Raw genomic sequence first — 16,613 nt, forward strand, 5'->3', positions numbered from 1 at the left:
GTTTAATCCACCTCAGGCAAACAAGGGCGCAAAAAAAGCCCGCACGGGGCGGGCTGTGGGCTGGACGCAGAAGCCTTCTCAGGCGCGCGGAACAGGTGAGCCGGAGTTCACGCACAGCGCCATGTTCAGTGCCTTGATGGCGGTCTTGTAGTCCTCGCGTTCGATCACGAACTGCATGTTCACCTGCCGCAGGGTCTGCGACACGCAGTTCACGTTGACCTGCGCATCCGCCAGCGCCTGTGCGGCCTTGGCCAGCACGCCGGGGATGCCGATGTTGGAGCCGATGGTGCAGACGATGGCACTGGGCTTGATCGTCACGACCTGGTAGTCCTCCTGCAGCTGCGCCACCAGCTCGGGCGTGACCTGGCTGTCCCACACCAGGTGCGCGATGGAGTTGGCGTTGGTCGCCTTCAGGATGTAGCTCACCTCGTGCTTGCAGAACACGTTCATCAGGCCCGCATCGAAGCCCACGGTGCCCACCATGCTGGGGTCATGGATCTCGATCAGCGTGACCTTGTCGGTGCCGGTCACGATCTCCACGCGGGCGCGCTCGCCCACGAAGTCTTTGGTGATCAGCGTGCCGGGGTGGTCGGGCTCGAACGTGTTCTTCAGGCGGATCGGGATGCCTGCCAGCTCCATCGGCTTGGCGGCCTTGGGGTGGATGGCTTCCATGCCCACGTCAGCCAGCTGGTCGGCCACGTCGTAGTTGGTGGCGCCCACCACGATGGCGTTTTCCAGGCCCACCAGGTTGGGGTCGGCGGACGACAGGTGGAACTCCTTGTGGATCACGGCCTCGGCGGGGCGCACTTCCACAGCGATCTTGCTGAACGTGACCTCGGAATAGCCCCGGTCAAACTCGCGCATGATGCCTTCGGTGCCCTTGGTGTAGCCGGTGGCCACCACCACCTTGTCGCTCAGGTCCAGGCCCTTGAAGCTTTGCGCAATCCGCTCGTCAATGGTCCAGGCTTCGTTGTCGTCAAAGCCGGCCAGATCCATCAGCACGGCCTTCACGCCGTTGGCCTTGAGGATCTCGACCGAGTTGAACGCACTGTGCGATTCGCCGATGGAGGCGAGCACCTCGCGTGCGGCCAGCAGCACATCGTGGCGGCTCAGGTAGCCGCTGGCAAGCACGTGCTGCATGGCGCCCAGGTACTCGCGCGCCTGGCCAATGCGCTGGTCGATGAAGGCATCGGCCACATCCAGCGGCAGGCCCAGTTCGGCGTAGCCCGCGTTGAGCTTTTTCAGGCTGGTGGCCAGGTTGACCAGCGCATCCTGGTAGCCCTTGCCTTCGGCAAACAACGCATAGATGCCACGCTCGCCCGTCTTCTTATGCTCCAGCAGCTGGTTGGTCACGCCGGAGTAGGCGGACACCACATAGATCCGGCCATAAATGCGCTTGGGATCGTGCAGCATGATGTGGCGCAGCACATCGCCAAAGGCGGTCATGGAAGTGCCGCCGATCTTCTCGACAGAGATCTTGGAGTTTTGAACGTCTTGCATGGACTGACAGGCTCAGGGGAGCTAAAAAGTTGGAAAGCCGGACGGGTGTTCTGCCAAGGGGCTCAGCGGCAGGAAACCCTCTATTTTCCACGACTTTTTGCCGGGGTACCTTGACGCAGGCCATCTCGATCGGGCGCTGTCCGCGCAAGCGTGGCATGAACCCGCAAAAGAGGCGCACGACCATGCGCCGATTCAACATCAGACTTGGGAGGTGGCAGCGTGTGCGGAAGGCGCTGTGGATGCCTCTTCGACCTCCAGGCCCCACGGGCCCAATCCTCAACAAACAACTCCCAGGGTGCCGGGCCCGGTCAGAACCCTTGCCACTGCGCATGGCTTGGCGATGACGCGGCTGGACGCTGTCGGGGGAACAGGCCGTTGTTGATGTGCCTTGGCCTGGTCTTCGGCTGGCAGTGTCGCGCACTGAGGACGGACGGCGGCACTTCGCGACGAGGAGGTCATGCCCCCAAACTGAGCGATTCCTGTGACCGCCTAGCGCAACGTCGTCAGGAGCCAGACATCCTCAACAACTGCTCTCGCGGCACCGCTTTGCTGAACAGAAAACCCTGCGCGAACTGACATCCTTCCGCCGCCAAGAAATCGGCCTGCTCGCGCGTTTCCACGCCTTCCGCGACCACCTCTTGCTTCAGGCTGCGCGCAATCGACAAAATGGCCCTGATGAGTTCGGCCCTGAAATGGTCAGTGGTTGCACGGTGGATGAACGACTTGTCAATTTTGAGCGTATCGATGGGAAAACGGGCCAGATAGGAAAGGGCCGAATAGCCGGTGCCGAAGTCGTCAATCGCAATGGTGGACCCCATGTCACGCAGCGCCCGCAGAGCTTTGACCGCAACACCGTCCTCGTCCAGAAGCAAGCTCTCGGTAATTTCGAACTCCAGCCACTGAAACCTGCACCCGGTTGCGGACACGATTCTCTGCACTTGTGCCACGAAGCCGGCGGCCTGGATCTGGCGGGCCGAGAGATTGACCGCCACCTTGCGAGGCTGTGTGGCCCCGGCATTCCACACCACGGCGGTGCGGCAGGATTCACGCAGCACCCAGGCACCCAGCTCAATGATTAAGCCGGAGTCTTCCGCTACGTTGCGTGAAACAGTGATGAAATGGGGACGCGCATCCGCACTGGTCCGCATTTGCGATATTGACAATTCAAACCAGCGCAGACCCAGAGGGGTCATGACCGAGATGACATGACCCAATGACACGCCCTTGCGCTCGGCTTCGGAGAACGCCATTTGGGCAATGGCCACGCTTTCAGGCGACAGCACTTCCTGCACTGTCCGGCCCAGCAAAGCCTCCCGGCTTGCAGCCAACAACTCGGGGCTGCGTGTCCAGACGTTCAGGTAGCGGCCCTCCCAGTCGGTTTCGAACAATACGTCCGGGAAGGCATCGATCACTCCTTGCGCAAAAGCCAATGCCTTTTGGAGGTCGCTCTCCGTGCGTTTGCGGTCGGTTATGTCTCTGGAGTAGCCAACAGTGCCCACCACCTTGCCGTGCTGGTGTAGCGGGGATTTCCACACCTCCATCCAGCGCCGCTGGCCGTGCTCATCGACGTACAACTCCTCCACATAATGGGCCTCACCCGCCGCCATGACCGCCCGGTCATCGGCGACATACATTTCCGCCAAATCCTTGGGGAAGAAATCGATTTCAGTCCGTCCCTCCAGTTCCGCAGTGGAGGCTACCCGCGCCACTCTGGCGTACGCGGTATTGGCTGCCAATAAACGGCTGTGTTCGTCCTTGAGCCAGACAAAAAAAGGAAACTCGTCCAGCAAAGTGCGCCAATACTGCTGGCGCTGCTGTAGAGCTTCCTGCAGCCGCTGGGCTTCCGACATGTCGCGGACGATGGAGACAGCAAACAAGCGGCCCTCACGTCGCAGAGTCACCCCATGCACCTGCACCGCAATCAGTTTGCCGCTCTGAGTCTTGTGCACCGTGTCGATGACGAAAGACTGGCCTTCCGGGCTTTGCAGGATTTCCAGGCACTGCTCCCTGGAAATATTCGGATCGATGTCCGGCGGCCCCATGAGCAGCAGCGCCTCGCGGCTGTACTCCAAGGCGCGGGTTGCGGCATCGTTCACATAGACGAAGCGGCCCTCTTCACCCAGGATGAACACGGCATCCTGGTACAGGTCCAGCCCCCTGCCTAACAGCACCCAGGCCAGGTTCGGGTCGCCGTCAGGCCGGGCGACGATGGTTGGCGTTAGGGGCATCCTGCTTCCAGATCAACAATCTGCTGGTTGTAGTCATACGTCTGCCCTGGGGCTGGGGGGTCGCGTCAGTCAGTACCGATGCGCAACATTTTGCAACGATTGCATGGGCGCGCAAATGCGCAAAAGCCCGAACCGTTGCCAGTTCGGGCTTTCCTTTCTCAACGTAGCTCGAAGCTTGGAGGCCAGCTACTTACTTTTTCTGCGGCGGCACATCCGTGCAAGAACCATGCGCAATCTCCGCCGCCATGCCGATGCTCTCGCCGAGCGTCGGGTGCGGGTGGATCGTCTTGCCGATGTCCACTGCGTCTGCGCCCATCTCGATGGCCAGCGCGATCTCACCGATCATGTCGCCCGCATGCGTGCCGACCATGCCGCCGCCCAGGATCTTGCCGTGGCCGTGGGCCTCGGGCGAGTCGTCGAACAGCAGCTTGGTCACGCCTTCGTCGCGGCCGTTGGCGATGGCGCGGCCGGAGGCCGTCCAGGGGAACAGGCCCTTCTTGACCTTGATGCCTTGCGCCTTGGCCTGGTCTTCGGTCAGGCCGACCCATGCCACTTCGGGGTCTGTATAGGCCACCGATGGAATCACGCGGGCGTTGAAGGCGGCAGCGGCCAGCTCCTTGTTGCCTTGCAGTTCACCGGCAATCACTTCAGCCGCCACGTGCGCCTCGTGCACCGCCTTGTGCGCCAGCATGGGCTGGCCCACGATGTCGCCGATGGCGAAGATGTGCGGCACGTTGGTGCGCATCTGGATGTCCACGTTGATGAAGCCACGGTCTGTGACGGCGACACCAGCCTTCTCGGCAGCGATCTTCTTGCCGTTGGGCGTGCGGCCCACGGCCTGCAGCACCAGGTCGTACACCTGTGGCTCGGGGGCCGTGCCGCCCTCTTCCGCTGGCGCGAACGTGACCTTGATGCCTTCAGGCGTTGCCTCGGCACCGACGGTTTTCGTCTTCAACATGATGTTGTCGAAGCGCTTGGCGTTCATCTTTTGCCAGATCTTGACGAGGTCGCGGTCGGCGCCCTGCATCAGGCCGTCCATCATCTCAACCACATCCAGGCGTGCGCCCAGGGTGCTGTAGACGGTGCCCATTTCCAGGCCGATGATGCCGCCGCCCAGGATGAGCATGCGCTTGGGCACTTCCTTGAGTGCCAGGGCGCCGGTGGAATCGACCACGCGCGGGTCGTTGGGCATGAAGGGCAGGCGCACGGCCTGGCTACCTGCGGCGATGATGGCCTTCTTGAAGGCAATGACCTTCTTGGTGCCCGTCTTCTCCTGGCCGGTGCCGGTGGTTTCTTCCACTTCAAGGTGGTTGGCGCCGACGAAGGCACCGTAGCCACGCACGGTGGTCACCTTGCGCATCTTGGCCATGGCGGCCAGGCCGCCGGTGAGCTTGCCGATGACCTTCTCTTTGTGGCCGCGCAGCTTATCGATGTTGACGGCGGGCGCGCCAAAGTCCACGCCCAAGTCGGCCATGTGGCTGACTTCGTCCATAACGGCTGCCACGTGCAGAAGCGCCTTGGAGGGGATGCAGCCCACGTTCAGGCAAACGCCGCCCAGAGTGGCATAACGCTCGACGATGACGACCTTGAGACCCAGGTCGGCGGCACGGAAGGCGGCGCTGTAGCCACCAGGGCCGCCGCCGAGCACGAGCACGTCACAGTCCAGATCGGCCGATCCAGCGAAGCTGGATGCTACTGGATTGATAGCTGCTTGCGCTTGCTGAACGGGCGCAGGGGCCTGTTTTTGCTCAGAAACTGCAGGCGCTGGGGCGGCTGCAGGTGCTGGCGCTGCCGCGCCTGCGCCCTGCACTTCCAGCGTCAACACCACCGAGCCTTCGGCGATCTTGTCGCCGAGCTTCACTTTCAGCTCCTTCACAACCCCAGCATGGCTGGACGGGATCTCCATGGAGGCCTTGTCAGACTCCACGGTGATCAGGCTTTGCTCGGCCTTGATTGTGTCGCCGGGCTTGACCAGCACTTCGATGATGGCCACTTCGGCGAAGTCGCCGATGTCGGGCACCTTGATGTCAATGATTGCCATGGTGTGTCTTGCCCTTTCGTTACATCACGATGCGGCGGAAGTCCGCCAGCAGCGAGGCAAAGTACACGTTGAAGCGTGCAGCAGCGGCGCCGTCGATCACGCGGTGGTCCCAGCTCAGGCTTAGGGGCAGCATGAGGCGCGGTGCGAACTGCTTGCCGTCCCACTTGGGTTCGATGCTGCTCTTGCACACGCCCATGATGGCGACTTCGGGCGCGTTGATGATGGGCGTGAAGTAACGGCCACCGATGCCACCCAGCGAGCTGATGGAGAAGCAGCCGCCGGTCATGTCGGCCGGGCCCAGCTTGCCATCGCGCGCCTTCTTGGCCAGGTCGCCCATCTCTTGCGAGATCTGCACGATGCCCTTCTTGTCGGCATCACGGATGACGGGAACCACCAGCCCGTTGGGCGTGTCGGCCGCAAAGCCGATGTGGAAGTAGTTCTTCATCACCAGCTGGTCGCCGTCGAGCGAGCTGTTGAACTCGGGGAACTTCTTGAGCGCAGCCACGGCGGCCTTGATCATGAAGGCGAGCATGGTGACCTTGACGCCACTCTTCTCGTTCTCCTTGTTGAACTGCACGCGGAAGGCTTCGAGGTCGGTGATGTCCGCGTCGTCATGGTTAGTGACGTGCGGGATGACGACCCAGTTGCGGTGCAGGTTGGCACCGCTGATCTTCTTGATGCGCGAGAGGTCCTTGCGCTCCACCGGGCCAAACTTGGTGAAGTCCACCTTGGGCCAGGGCAGCAGGTCAAGGCCGACGCCCGAGCCGCCGGACGCCGCAGCGGGCGCCTTGGCGGCCTGGGCCTTGGTCTGCACGGCGCCTGCCATCACCTGCTTGGTGAAGGCGGCCACGTCGTCCTGGGTGATGCGGCCCTTGGGGCCGGTGCCCTTGACTTCGTCGATGGGCACGCCCAGTTCGCGGGCGAACTTGCGCACCGAAGGCGATGCATGGGGCAGTCCTGCCGTGGGGGTGCCGGGCTGGTGGGCGGGGACCGAGGCGGTGGCAGCGGCGGGTGCTGCGGCAGCCACTGCGACTGCAGGAGCAGCCACGGGGGCAGGTGCGGGCGCAGCGGCTGCAACGGGTGCGGCGGCAGGCGCTGCAACAGCAGCCGCGCCTTCCAGAATTGCCACCAGATCACCGATGTTTACGGTGTCGCCAATCTTGACCTTGAATTCCTTGAGCACGCCAGCGGCGGGCGACGGGATCTCCATGGAGGCTTTGTCGGATTCGACGGTGAACAGGGATTGTTCGACCTTGATGGTGTCGCCGGGCTTGACCAGCAGCTCGATCACGGCCACGTCCTTGAAGTCACCGATGTCGGGTACGCGCACTTCGACTGGACCAGCGGCCGCAGGGGCCGGGGCTGGTGCTGCCGCCGCCACTGGGGCGGGGGCTGCGGCTGCTGGAGCAGGAGCCGGTGCAGCGGCCGGGGCTGCCGCAGCGCCCGCGTCAGCGGACTCCACCACCGCAATCACGGAGCCTTGCTTGACCTTGTCGCCCAGCGCAATCTTGAGTTCCTTGACCACGCCAGCGTGGCTGGATGGGATCTCCATCGACGCTTTGTCGGATTCGACGGTGATGAGCGACTGCTCGGCCTTCACGGTGTCGCCCACCTTGACCAGCAACTCGATCACGCCCACTTCGTCGAAGTCCCCGATGTCCGGGACTTGAATGTTGACCAATGCCATTGTTCTGTCTCCGTTCGTTTTATGCGTAGAGCGGGTTGATCTTGTCTGCATTGATGCCGTACTTGGCGATCGCCTCGGCCACCTTGGTGGCGGGCAGCACACCGTCTTCGCTCAGCGCCTTGAGGGCGGCCACAACAATGTAGTGGCGGTTCACCTCGAAGTGCTCGCGCAGCTTGCTGCGGAAGTCGCTGCGGCCAAAACCGTCGGTGCCCAGCACCTTGTAGTTGCGGCCCTTGGGGACGAAGGGACGGATCTGCTCGGCATAGGCCTTCATGTAGTCGGTGGATGCGACCACGGGGCCCGTACTGGCACCCAGTTGCTGCGCCACAAACGGCACACGCGGCGTTTCCAGCGGGTGCAGCAGATTCCAGCGGTCAGCGTCCTGGCCTTCGCGGGTGAGTTCGTTGAAGCTTGGGCAGCTCCACACATCGGCCTGCACGCCCCAATCGGCGGCCAGCAGGGTTTGCGCGGCCAGCGATTCGCGCAGGATGGTGCCCGAGCCCAGCAGTTGCACGCGCTTGTCACCTTCAGCGCCTGGCTTGCACAGGTACATGCCCTTGATGATCTGCTCTTCGGTGCCCGCCGTGAGGCCCGGCATGCTGTAGTTCTCGTTGAGCAGCGTGATGTAGTAGAAGACGTTCTCTTGCTGCTCGACCATGCGCTTCATGCCCTGGTGCATGATCACCGCGACTTCGTGGGCGAAAGTGGGGTCGTAGCTCACGCAATTAGGGATGGTGTTGGCCAGGATGTGGCTGTGGCCATCTTCGTGCTGCAGGCCTTCGCCATTCAGCGTGGTACGGCCCGATGTGCCGCCCAGCAGGAAGCCACGCGCCTGCATGTCGCCCGCCGCCCAGGCCAGATCGCCAATGCGCTGGAAGCCGAACATGGAGTAGTACACGTAGAACGGCACCATGATGCGGTTGTTGGTGCTGTAGCTGGTGGCCGCAGCAATCCAGCTGGCCATGCCACCGGCTTCGTTGATGCCTTCCTGCAGGATCTGACCGGCCTTGTCTTCCTTGTAGTACATCACCTGGTCGCGGTCGACCGGGGTGTAGAGCTGGCCCTTGGGGTTGTAGATGCCGATCTGGCGGAACAGGCCTTCCATGCCGAAGGTGCGGGCCTCATCCACCAGGATGGGCACCACACGCGGGCCCAGGGCCTGGTCGCGCAGCAGTTGCGTGATGAAGCGCACATAGGCCTGCGTGGTGGAGATTTCGCGGCCTTCGGCCGTGGGCTCCAGGATGGCCTTGAAGGTGTCGAGCGCAGGCACGGTAAAGCTCTCGTCGGCCTTCACGCGGCGGTGCGGCAGGTAGCCGCCCAGGGCCTTGCGGCGCTCGTGCAGATACTTCATCTCCGGCGTGTCGTCAGCCGGCTTGTAGTAAGGGATCTCGGCCAGCTGGCTGTCAGGCACCGGGATGTTGAAGCGGTCGCGGATGTACTTGATGTCTTCGTCCGACAGCTTCTTGGTCTGGTGCACGGTATTCTTGCCTTCACCGGCCTTGCCCATGCCATAACCCTTGACGGTCTTGACCAGCAGCACGGTGGGCTGGTTCTTGTGCTCGTTGGCGGCGTGGAAGGCGGCATACACCTTGGCGGGCTCGTGGCCGCCACGGCGCAGTTCGAACACTTCTTCGTCGGTCATGTGCTCGACGAGCTTGAGTGTTTCGGGGTACTTGCCGAAGAAGTTCTTGCGCACGAAGGCGCCATCGTTGGCCTTCATGGCCTGATAGTCGCCGTCCAGCGTTTCCATCATCAGCTGCTTGAGCTTGCCGCTCTTGTCGCGGCGCAGCAGCTCGTCCCAGCCATTGCCCCACAGCAGCTTGATCACGTTCCAGCCCGCACCACGGAACTCGCCTTCGAGTTCTTGCACGATCTTGCCGTTGCCCCGCACCGGGCCGTCCAGGCGCTGCAGGTTGCAGTTGATGACAAACACCAGGTTGTCGAGGTTTTCACGCGCGGCCAGGCCGATGGCGCCCAGGGATTCAGGCTCGTCCATCTCGCCGTCGCCACAGAACACCCAGACCTTGCGGTTGGCGGTGTCGGCAATGCCGCGGGCGTGCAGGTACTTGAGGAAGCGGGCCTGATAAATCGCCATCAGCGGGCCCAGGCCCATGGACACCGTGGGGAACTGCCAGAACTCGGGCATCAGCTTGGGGTGGGGGTAGCTGGACAGGCCCTTGCCGTCCACTTCCTGGCGGAAGCTGTCGAGCTGTTCTTCGGTCAGTCGGCCTTCGAGGTAGGCACGGGCATAGATGCCGGGGGCGCTGTGGCCCTGGATGTAGAGCAGGTCGCCGCCGTGGCCTTCGCTCTCGGCATGCCAGAAATGGTTGAAACCGGCGCCAAACATGCTGGCCACCGAGGCGAACGAACCGATGTGACCACCCAGGTCGCCGCCGTCGGCGGGGTTCAGGCGGTTGGCGCGCACGACCATCGCCATGGCGTTCCAGCGCATGTAGGCGCGCAAGCGCTTTTCGATGGCGATGTTGCCGGGGCAGTGCGCCTCTTTTTCGGGCTCGATGGTGTTGACGTAACCCGTATTGGCGGAGAACGGCAAATCAATGCTGCTCTGGCGGGCGTGTTCAAGAAGCTGCTCCAGGAGGAAATGGGCGCGCTCAGGGCCCTCCTTGTCGATCACGGCGGACAGCGCGTCCATCCATTCACGGGTTTCCTGTTGATCGGCGTCCGTGCCGATGCCGAAACCGGCCTGAGGGTCGGGCTGAGCTGACATGCTTTGTCTCCTGTAGATGTGGCAGCAAATTTAGTACGTTGGCTCTAGTTTCGCACATTTTTTGAGAATTTCAAATGGTGCCCATGCATTTCATATTGCAATATTTTGCTGCGGGCGCACATACACTGAATGGAGGAATGCAGCACACGGCTCCCCTACACTTGCAGGATGGATTCGATGCCCCCTGCCCCCTCCCCCACGGTGCCGACCGTGGCTGCGCCGATACGCTGGTGGCGCAAGTGGTGGCGCGGCTTGTCGCCCACCCGCCAAGACCGTTTCGCGGCACTTGCCCCCCTCGCGGCGGTGCTGATGTTTCTGGCGGCCATCGTGGCGGCCTTCTGGTACCTGCGGGCCGAAGAGGCCGAGCGCGAGCAGGAAGCCCTGCGGCGCGATGTGGAATACGCTCAGCAGCGCGTGCGCCTGCGCCTGCTGGAACGCCAGGAGCAGCTCATGCGCATTGCGCGCGACCTGTCCAACCAGGACCTGGGCCGCGCTGAATTCGTAGTCCGCGCCGAAGCGCTGATCAGCCAGTACCCCGAGCTGCAGGCCATCACCTGGATCGACGACCGCCGCCGCATCCGCGCCAGCCATGCCGCTCCCACCCTGGCCAGCAGCGAGCTGCGCATTGCGGGCGAGGTGCTCAAGCCCGGCGACACGGCCGACACCTTTGGCCTGGCGCGCGACCTGCAGCAGCCCGTGTATGCGCAGCCTGCCGCCACCTCGGGCGACGCCACCCCGCTGCTGCAGCTGCAGGTGCCGCTCAACAACCAGGGCAAGTTCAGCGGCGTGGTGCTGGGCGAGTACTCCATCGACAGCCTGCTGCGCTACGGCACCCCTACCGAGGTGCTGGCGCGCTACGCGGTGACGCTGCTCGACAGCAAGAACCAGGTGCTGGCGGGCACGCCGCTCGGGCCACGCAACAAGGCCACGCAGTTGCTGCCCTGGACACCCAAGGCCAACGAATACGAGATCCCCGTCTCGCCGGTCGGCAACGGCCTGGTGCTGCGCGCGCAGGCCTACCGCACGTCGCTCGGCGTGGTGGGCAGCGGCCTATTCTGGCTGGTGGGCACCCTCAGTGCGATGACAGCCTGGATGCTGATTGCCACCTGGCGCCACACCCGGCGCCGGATGCAGGCACAAGAGGCGCTGGTGGCCGAAACCAACTTCCGCCGCGCGATGGAGAATTCCATCCTTACCGGGATGCGCGCCCTGGACATGGAAGGCCGCATCAGCTACGTGAACGCCGCCTTCTGCCAGATGACGGGCTGGAGCGCAGAGGAGCTGGTCGGCCTGAAAGCGCCCTTCCCCTACTGGCCCGAGGCCGACCACGAGACCCTGCAGGCCAAGCTGCGCGACGAGCTGCGCGGCAACACCATGGCGGGAGGCTTTCAGGTGCGCGTCAAACGCAAGAGCGGCACGCTGTTCGACGCGCGGCTGTATGTGTCGCCGCTGATCGACGCCCACGGTCACCAGACCGGCTGGATGACCTCGATGACCGACATCACCGAGCCCAACCGCATCCGCGAGCAGCTCTCGGCCTCGCACGAGCGCTTCACCATCGTGCTGGAATCGCTGGATGCGTCGGTGTCTGTGGCACCGCTGGGCAGCGAGGAGCTGCTGTTTGCCAACAAACTCTACCGCCAGTGGTTCGGCTCACAAACCGGCGGGCACCTGCAACTGGTGGCACAGGCGGGCGTAGTGCCCGTGGCGGGCAAAGAACACAGCGGCATGGACGATGAAGACGGCCTGATGGGCCTGCCCACCGACCCGCTGACCAGCGCCCGCACCGAGAACGCCGAAATCTACCTGCCCGACCTGGGCAAATGGCTGGAAGTGCGCTCGCGCTACCTGAACTGGGTGGACGGCCGTCTGGCGCAGATGGTGATCGCCACCGACATCACCCCCCGCCGCCTGGCCGAGGAGCAGGCCGAACGCCAGGCCGAGCGCGCCCAGTCGGTGAGCCGCCTCATCACCATGGGTGAGATGGCATCGAGCGTGGCGCACGAGCTGAACCAGCCGCTCACCGCCATCAACAACTACTGCAGCGGCATGGTCTCGCGCATCCAGAGCGGCCAGCTGACCGAAGAAGCCCTGCTCACAGCACTGCAGAAAACGGCCCACCAGGCCCAGCGCGCAGGCCAGATCATCCAGCGCATCCGGTCCTTCGTGAAAAAGAGCGAGCCCAACCGGGCGCTGGCCGACGTGCACTCCATGGTGAACGAGGCCGTGGAACTGGCCGACATCGAGCTGCGCCGCCACAACGTGCGCCTGACCCACTATGTGGCCGCCCGCCTCCCGCCCGTGATGGCCGACACCATCCTGATCGAACAGGTGCTGGTCAACCTGATGAAGAACGGCGCCGAAGCCATCCAGCACGCCAACCGCCCCGCCGCAGGCCGCAGCGTGGAGCTGCGCGTGGTGCCCAAGCAGATCGACGACCGCCAGGTGGTGGAGTTTTCGGTGCAAGACACTGGCAAGGGCCTGGCACCCGAAGTGCTCGAACGGCTGTTCGAAGCCTTCTTCTCCACCAAGGCCGAAGGCATGGGCATGGGCCTCAATTTGTGCCGCAGCATCGTCGAGTCGCACCAGGGCCGGATGCAGGCGGAGAACCTCTACAATGGCCCGGAGGTCATCGGCTGCAGGTTCTCCTTCTGGCTGCCGCTTGCCAAGCCTGCTGATGGCACTACAAATTCTGTAGCAAACGTACAAACCCCAAGGACTGTTGCATGAGCTTGATTCCGAAAAAAGGCACTGTTTACGTTGTAGACGACGACGAGGCCGTCCGCGATTCCCTGCAGTGGCTGCTGGAAGGCAAGGACTATCGCGTACGTTGCTTTGATTCGGCCGAGACCTTTCTCTCCCGCTACGACCCGCGCGAAGTTGCCTGCCTGATCGTGGACATCCGCATGGGCGGCATGACGGGCCTGGAGTTGCAGGACCGCCTGATCGAGCGCAAGTCACCCCTGCCCATCGTCTTCATCACCGGCCACGGCGACGTGCCCATGGCCGTGAACACCATGAAGAAGGGCGCACTCGACTTCATCCAGAAGCCTTTTGACGAGGAAGAACTGGTCGGCCTGGTCGAGCGCATGCTGGACCACGCCCGCGAGAGCTTCGCTGGCTACCAGCAGGCCGCCAGCCGTGACGCCCTGCTCTCCAAGCTCACCAGCCGCGAAGCCCAGGTGCTCGAACGCATCGTTGCCGGTCGCCTGAACAAGCAGATCGCTGATGACCTGGGCATCAGCATCAAGACGGTGGAGGCACACCGCGCCAACATCATGGAAAAGCTCAACGCCAACACCGTGGCCGACCTGCTCAAGATCGCCCTGGGCCAGAACGCACCCAAGGGCTGATATTTACTCACTTTTTTATAGCTTCTTGCGCTTATCCAATGCGCGCAGACGGCATTTTTGACCAGTATTTTTTGATATGACAGCACAGCTCATCGATGGCAACGCCCTCTCCCGCCAACTGCGCGCCGACGTGGCGCAGCGCGCGGCGGCCCTGAAAACCCGGGGCGTCACGCCCGGGTTGGCCGTGGTGCTGGTGGGCGACAACCCGGCCAGCCAGGTCTACGTGCGCAACAAGGTCAAGGCCTGCGAAGACAGCGGCCTGCACTCGGTGCTCGAAAAGTACGACGCCGACATGACCGAGGCCGCACTGCTGGCCCGTGTCGAAGCACTCAACAATGACCCGGCCATCCACGGCATCCTGGTGCAGCTGCCCTTGCCCAAACACATTGATGCGCAAAAGGTGATCGAAGCCATCTCGCCCGCCAAGGACGTGGACGGCTTCCACATTGCCAGCGCGGGCGCGCTGATGACCGGCATGCCTGGCTTCTGGCCCTGCACGCCCTACGGCTGCATGAAGATGCTGGAGAGCATCGGCTACAACCTCAAGGGCAAACACGCCGTGGTCATCGGCCGCAGCAACATCGTAGGCAAGCCCATGGCATTGATGCTGCTGGGCCAGAACGCCACAGTCACCATCTGCCACAGCGCCACCCAGGACCTGAAGGCCCAGACGCTGCAGGCCGACGTGATCGTGGCCGCGGTGGGCAAGCGCAATGTGCTGACCGCCGACATGGTCAAGCCCGGCGCCGTGGTGATCGACGTGGGCATGAACCGCAACGACGAAGGCAAACTCTGCGGCGACGTGGACTTTGACGGTGTCAAGGAAGTGGCGGGCTGGATCACCCCCGTGCCTGGCGGGGTTGGCCCCATGACCATTACCATGCTGCTGGTCAACACCATCGAATCCGCCGAGCGCACCGCTGCGCACTGAGCTCGCCGCACAGTGCCCCCGAGGTCGGCATCGGCCGCTTTGCAACTTGAACCTGTGCCACCTGGCGCCATCTAATTTCGCATGAGCAACGCCCTTCTCGACTTCTCCGACCTCCCCCTGTTCGACCGCATCACGCCGCAGGACGTCGCCCCGGCGATGGATGTGCTGCTGGAGCGCGCGAACCAGGCGCTGGAGACCGTCACCGCCCCGGATTTTCCGGCCCGCTGGGACGCCATTGCCAAGGTGCTGGATGTGGCCACCGAGCAGCTGGGGCGCTCCTGGGGCGCCGTGAGCCACCTCAACAGCGTGGCCGACACGCCCGAGCTGCGGGCCGCCTACAACGCCGCCCTGCCCCGTGTCACCGAGTTCTGGACCCGCCTGGGCGCCGACGAACGCCTGTACGCCAAGTACAAGGCCATCGACCCCGCCACCCTCACGCCCGAACAGCGCCAGGCCCACTCGAATGCCGTGCGCAACTTTGTTCTCTCCGGCGCCGAGTTGACCGGTGCCGCCAAGGAGCGGTTCGCCCAGATCCAGGAACGCCAGGCCGAGCTGAGCCAGAAGTTCAGCGAAAACGCACTGGACGCGACCGACGCTTACGCCTACTACGCCACGGCCGAAGAGCTGGAGGGCATCCCCTCTGACGTGCAGCAGGCCGCCCTGGCTGCGGCGCAGGCCGAGGGCAAGCCGGGTTACAAGCTCACGCTCAAGATGCCCTGTTACCTGCCGGTGATGCAGTTTGCCGCGCGCAGCGACCTGCGCGCCAAGCTCTACCGCGCCTATGTCACCCGTGCCTCTGAGCAGGCCGAAGGCGACGGCCGCAAATTTGACAACTCCGCACTCATTGGCGAGATCCTGGCGCTGCGCCGCGAAGAAGCCCAGTTGCTGGGCTACGCCAACTTCGGCGAAGTGTCCGTGGTGCCCAAGATGGCACAGTCGCCCGCCGAGGTGATCCGCTTCCTGCGCGACCTGGCCCGCCGCGCCCGCCCATATGCCGAGAAGGATGTGGCCGACCTGCGCGCCTTTGCCGCCGAGCACCTGGGTTTGAATGATCCACAGGCCTGGGACTGGCCCTACATCTCTGAAAAACTCAAGGAAGCCCGCTACGCATTCAGCGAGCAGGAGCTCAAGGAATACTTCACCGCGCCCAAGGTGCTGGCGGGACTGTTCAAGATCATCGAGACACTGTTTGAAGTGTCGATCCGCCGCGACTCGGCGCCCGTGTGGCACCCGGCGGTCGAGTTCTACCGCATCGAGCGCAACGGTGCCCTGGTCGGCCAGTTCTACCTGGACCAGCCCGCCCGCACCGGCAAACGCGGCGGCGCCTGGATGGACGATGTCCGCACCCGCTGGCAGCGCCCGGACACCGGCGTGCTGCAGATGCCCGTGGCCCACCTGGTCTGCAATTTTGCAGATGGCGTGGACGGCAAACCGCCCCTGCTCACGCACGACGACGTGATCACGCTGTTCCACGAATTCGGCCATGGCCTGCACCACATGCTCACGCAGGTGAACGAGCGCGATGTCTCCGGCATCGGCGGCGTGGAATGGGATGCGGTGGAGCTGCCCAGCCAGTTCATGGAGAACTTCTGCTGGGAATGGGACGTGCTCAAGCACATGACCGCCCATGTGGATACGGGCGAACCCCTGCCCCGCGCCCTGTTCGACAAAATGATCGCGGCCAAGAACTTCCAGAGTGGCATGGCCACGCTGCGCCAGATCGAGTTTGCGCTGTTCGACATGCTGCTGCACACCGAACACGACCCGGCCCAAGACTTCATGCCGCTGCTGACCCAGGTACGCCAGGAAGTGGCCGTGCTGCAGCCGCCAGCCTTCAGCCGCACGGCCCACACCTTCAGCCACATCTTTGCGGGTGGCTACGCCGCCGGTTACTACAGCTACAAGTGGGCCGAGGTGCTCAGCGCCGATGCTTATGCAGCGTTTGAAGAAACGACAGGCAGCGACGGGCTGCCCAGCGCTGAAACCGGACGCCGCTACCGCGAAGCGATTCTGGAAGCGGGCGGCAGCCGCCCCGCCATGGAGTCTTTCAAGGCCTTCCGGGGCCGCGAGCCCAGCCTGGACGCCCTGTTGCGCCACCAGGGCATGGCGGAAGAACTGACTGCCTGAGCCCATGGAAAGCACAGG

The 16,613-nt window shown here is 63.7% G+C and carries 9 protein-coding genes; 4 read left to right on the forward strand and 5 right to left on the reverse strand.

Features of this window, described 5'->3' with window-relative positions; all coding sequences use genetic code 11:
- Positions 1-78 precede the first annotated feature (78 nt).
- From CBY09_RS02840 to aceE, 5 genes are all read right to left on the reverse strand, one after another.
- On the reverse strand, positions 79-1,500 hold the full coding sequence (locus tag CBY09_RS02840; protein ID WP_094286208.1) for an aspartate kinase: 1,422 nt from the start codon (positions 1,498-1,500) through the stop codon (positions 79-81).
- A gap of 503 nt (positions 1,501-2,003) precedes the next feature.
- The gene (locus tag CBY09_RS02845) at positions 2,004-3,728 is read right to left on the reverse strand and encodes an EAL domain-containing protein (RefSeq protein WP_094286223.1); all 1,725 of its coding nucleotides are present in this window, start codon (positions 3,726-3,728) and stop codon (positions 2,004-2,006) included.
- Between the two features lie 190 nt (positions 3,729-3,918).
- Positions 3,919-5,769: a dihydrolipoyl dehydrogenase gene (lpdA, locus tag CBY09_RS02850; protein WP_094286225.1), complete on the reverse strand. Its 1,851-nt coding sequence runs from the start codon at positions 5,767-5,769 to the stop codon at positions 3,919-3,921.
- A gap of 19 nt (positions 5,770-5,788) precedes the next feature.
- Positions 5,789-7,456 carry a dihydrolipoyllysine-residue acetyltransferase gene (gene aceF, locus CBY09_RS02855; RefSeq protein ID WP_094286226.1) on the reverse strand — a complete coding sequence of 556 codons (1,668 nt, stop codon included), beginning with the start codon at positions 7,454-7,456 and terminating at the stop codon, positions 5,789-5,791.
- 19 nt (positions 7,457-7,475) lie between these two features.
- Positions 7,476-10,184 (reverse strand): pyruvate dehydrogenase (acetyl-transferring), homodimeric type, encoded by a 2,709-nt coding sequence (gene aceE, locus CBY09_RS02860; RefSeq protein ID WP_094286228.1) that lies wholly within the window; start codon positions 10,182-10,184, stop codon positions 7,476-7,478.
- Positions 10,185-10,352: 168 nt separating this feature from the next.
- On the opposite strand from aceE, the gene CBY09_RS02865 reads away from it, so the two are divergent.
- The 4 genes from CBY09_RS02865 (at position 10,353) to CBY09_RS02880 (ending at position 16,595) form a co-directional block, all read left to right on the forward strand.
- The gene (locus tag CBY09_RS02865) at positions 10,353-12,914 is read left to right on the forward strand and encodes a PAS domain S-box protein (protein WP_094286230.1); all 2,562 of its coding nucleotides are present in this window, start codon (positions 10,353-10,355) and stop codon (positions 12,912-12,914) included.
- The gene (locus CBY09_RS02870) at positions 12,911-13,537 is read left to right on the forward strand and encodes a response regulator transcription factor (RefSeq protein ID WP_015013997.1); all 627 of its coding nucleotides are present in this window, start codon (positions 12,911-12,913) and stop codon (positions 13,535-13,537) included. The genes CBY09_RS02865 and CBY09_RS02870 overlap by 4 nt, the downstream gene beginning before the upstream one ends.
- 76 nt (positions 13,538-13,613) lie before the next feature.
- Positions 13,614-14,468, forward strand: coding sequence for a bifunctional methylenetetrahydrofolate dehydrogenase/methenyltetrahydrofolate cyclohydrolase FolD (gene folD, locus CBY09_RS02875; RefSeq protein ID WP_094286232.1), 855 nt, complete (start codon positions 13,614-13,616; stop codon positions 14,466-14,468).
- Positions 14,469-14,549: 81 nt separating this feature from the next.
- The gene (locus CBY09_RS02880; protein ID WP_094286235.1) at positions 14,550-16,595 is read left to right on the forward strand and encodes a M3 family metallopeptidase; all 2,046 of its coding nucleotides are present in this window, start codon (positions 14,550-14,552) and stop codon (positions 16,593-16,595) included.
- Positions 16,596-16,613 lie beyond the last annotated feature (18 nt).

It is taken from the genome of Acidovorax kalamii, assembly GCF_002245625.1.
In the GTDB taxonomy this organism is placed as follows: Bacteria; Pseudomonadota; Gammaproteobacteria; order Burkholderiales; family Burkholderiaceae_C; genus Acidovorax; species Acidovorax kalamii.

Excerpts from the sequence above, each read along its gene's own strand:
- CBY09_RS02840 (WP_094286208.1), bottom strand. The coding sequence starts at position 1,500 with ATGCAAGACGTTCAAAACTCCAAGATCTCTGTCGAGAAGATCGGCGGC.
- aceE (WP_094286228.1), bottom strand. The coding sequence starts at position 10,184 with ATGTCAGCTCAGCCCGACCCTCAGGCCGGTTTCGGCATCGGCACGGAC.
- CBY09_RS02880 (WP_094286235.1), top strand. The coding sequence starts at position 14,550 with ATGAGCAACGCCCTTCTCGACTTCTCCGACCTCCCCCTGTTCGACCGC.
- CBY09_RS02865 (WP_094286230.1), top strand. The coding sequence starts at position 10,353 with ATGGATTCGATGCCCCCTGCCCCCTCCCCCACGGTGCCGACCGTGGCT.
- lpdA (WP_094286225.1), bottom strand. The coding sequence starts at position 5,769 with ATGGCAATCATTGACATCAAGGTGCCCGACATCGGCGACTTCGCCGAA.
- CBY09_RS02870 (WP_015013997.1), top strand. The coding sequence starts at position 12,911 with ATGAGCTTGATTCCGAAAAAAGGCACTGTTTACGTTGTAGACGACGAC.
- CBY09_RS02845 (WP_094286223.1), bottom strand. The coding sequence starts at position 3,728 with ATGCCCCTAACGCCAACCATCGTCGCCCGGCCTGACGGCGACCCGAAC.
- aceF (WP_094286226.1), bottom strand. The coding sequence starts at position 7,456 with ATGGCATTGGTCAACATTCAAGTCCCGGACATCGGGGACTTCGACGAA.
- folD (WP_094286232.1), top strand. The coding sequence starts at position 13,614 with ATGACAGCACAGCTCATCGATGGCAACGCCCTCTCCCGCCAACTGCGC.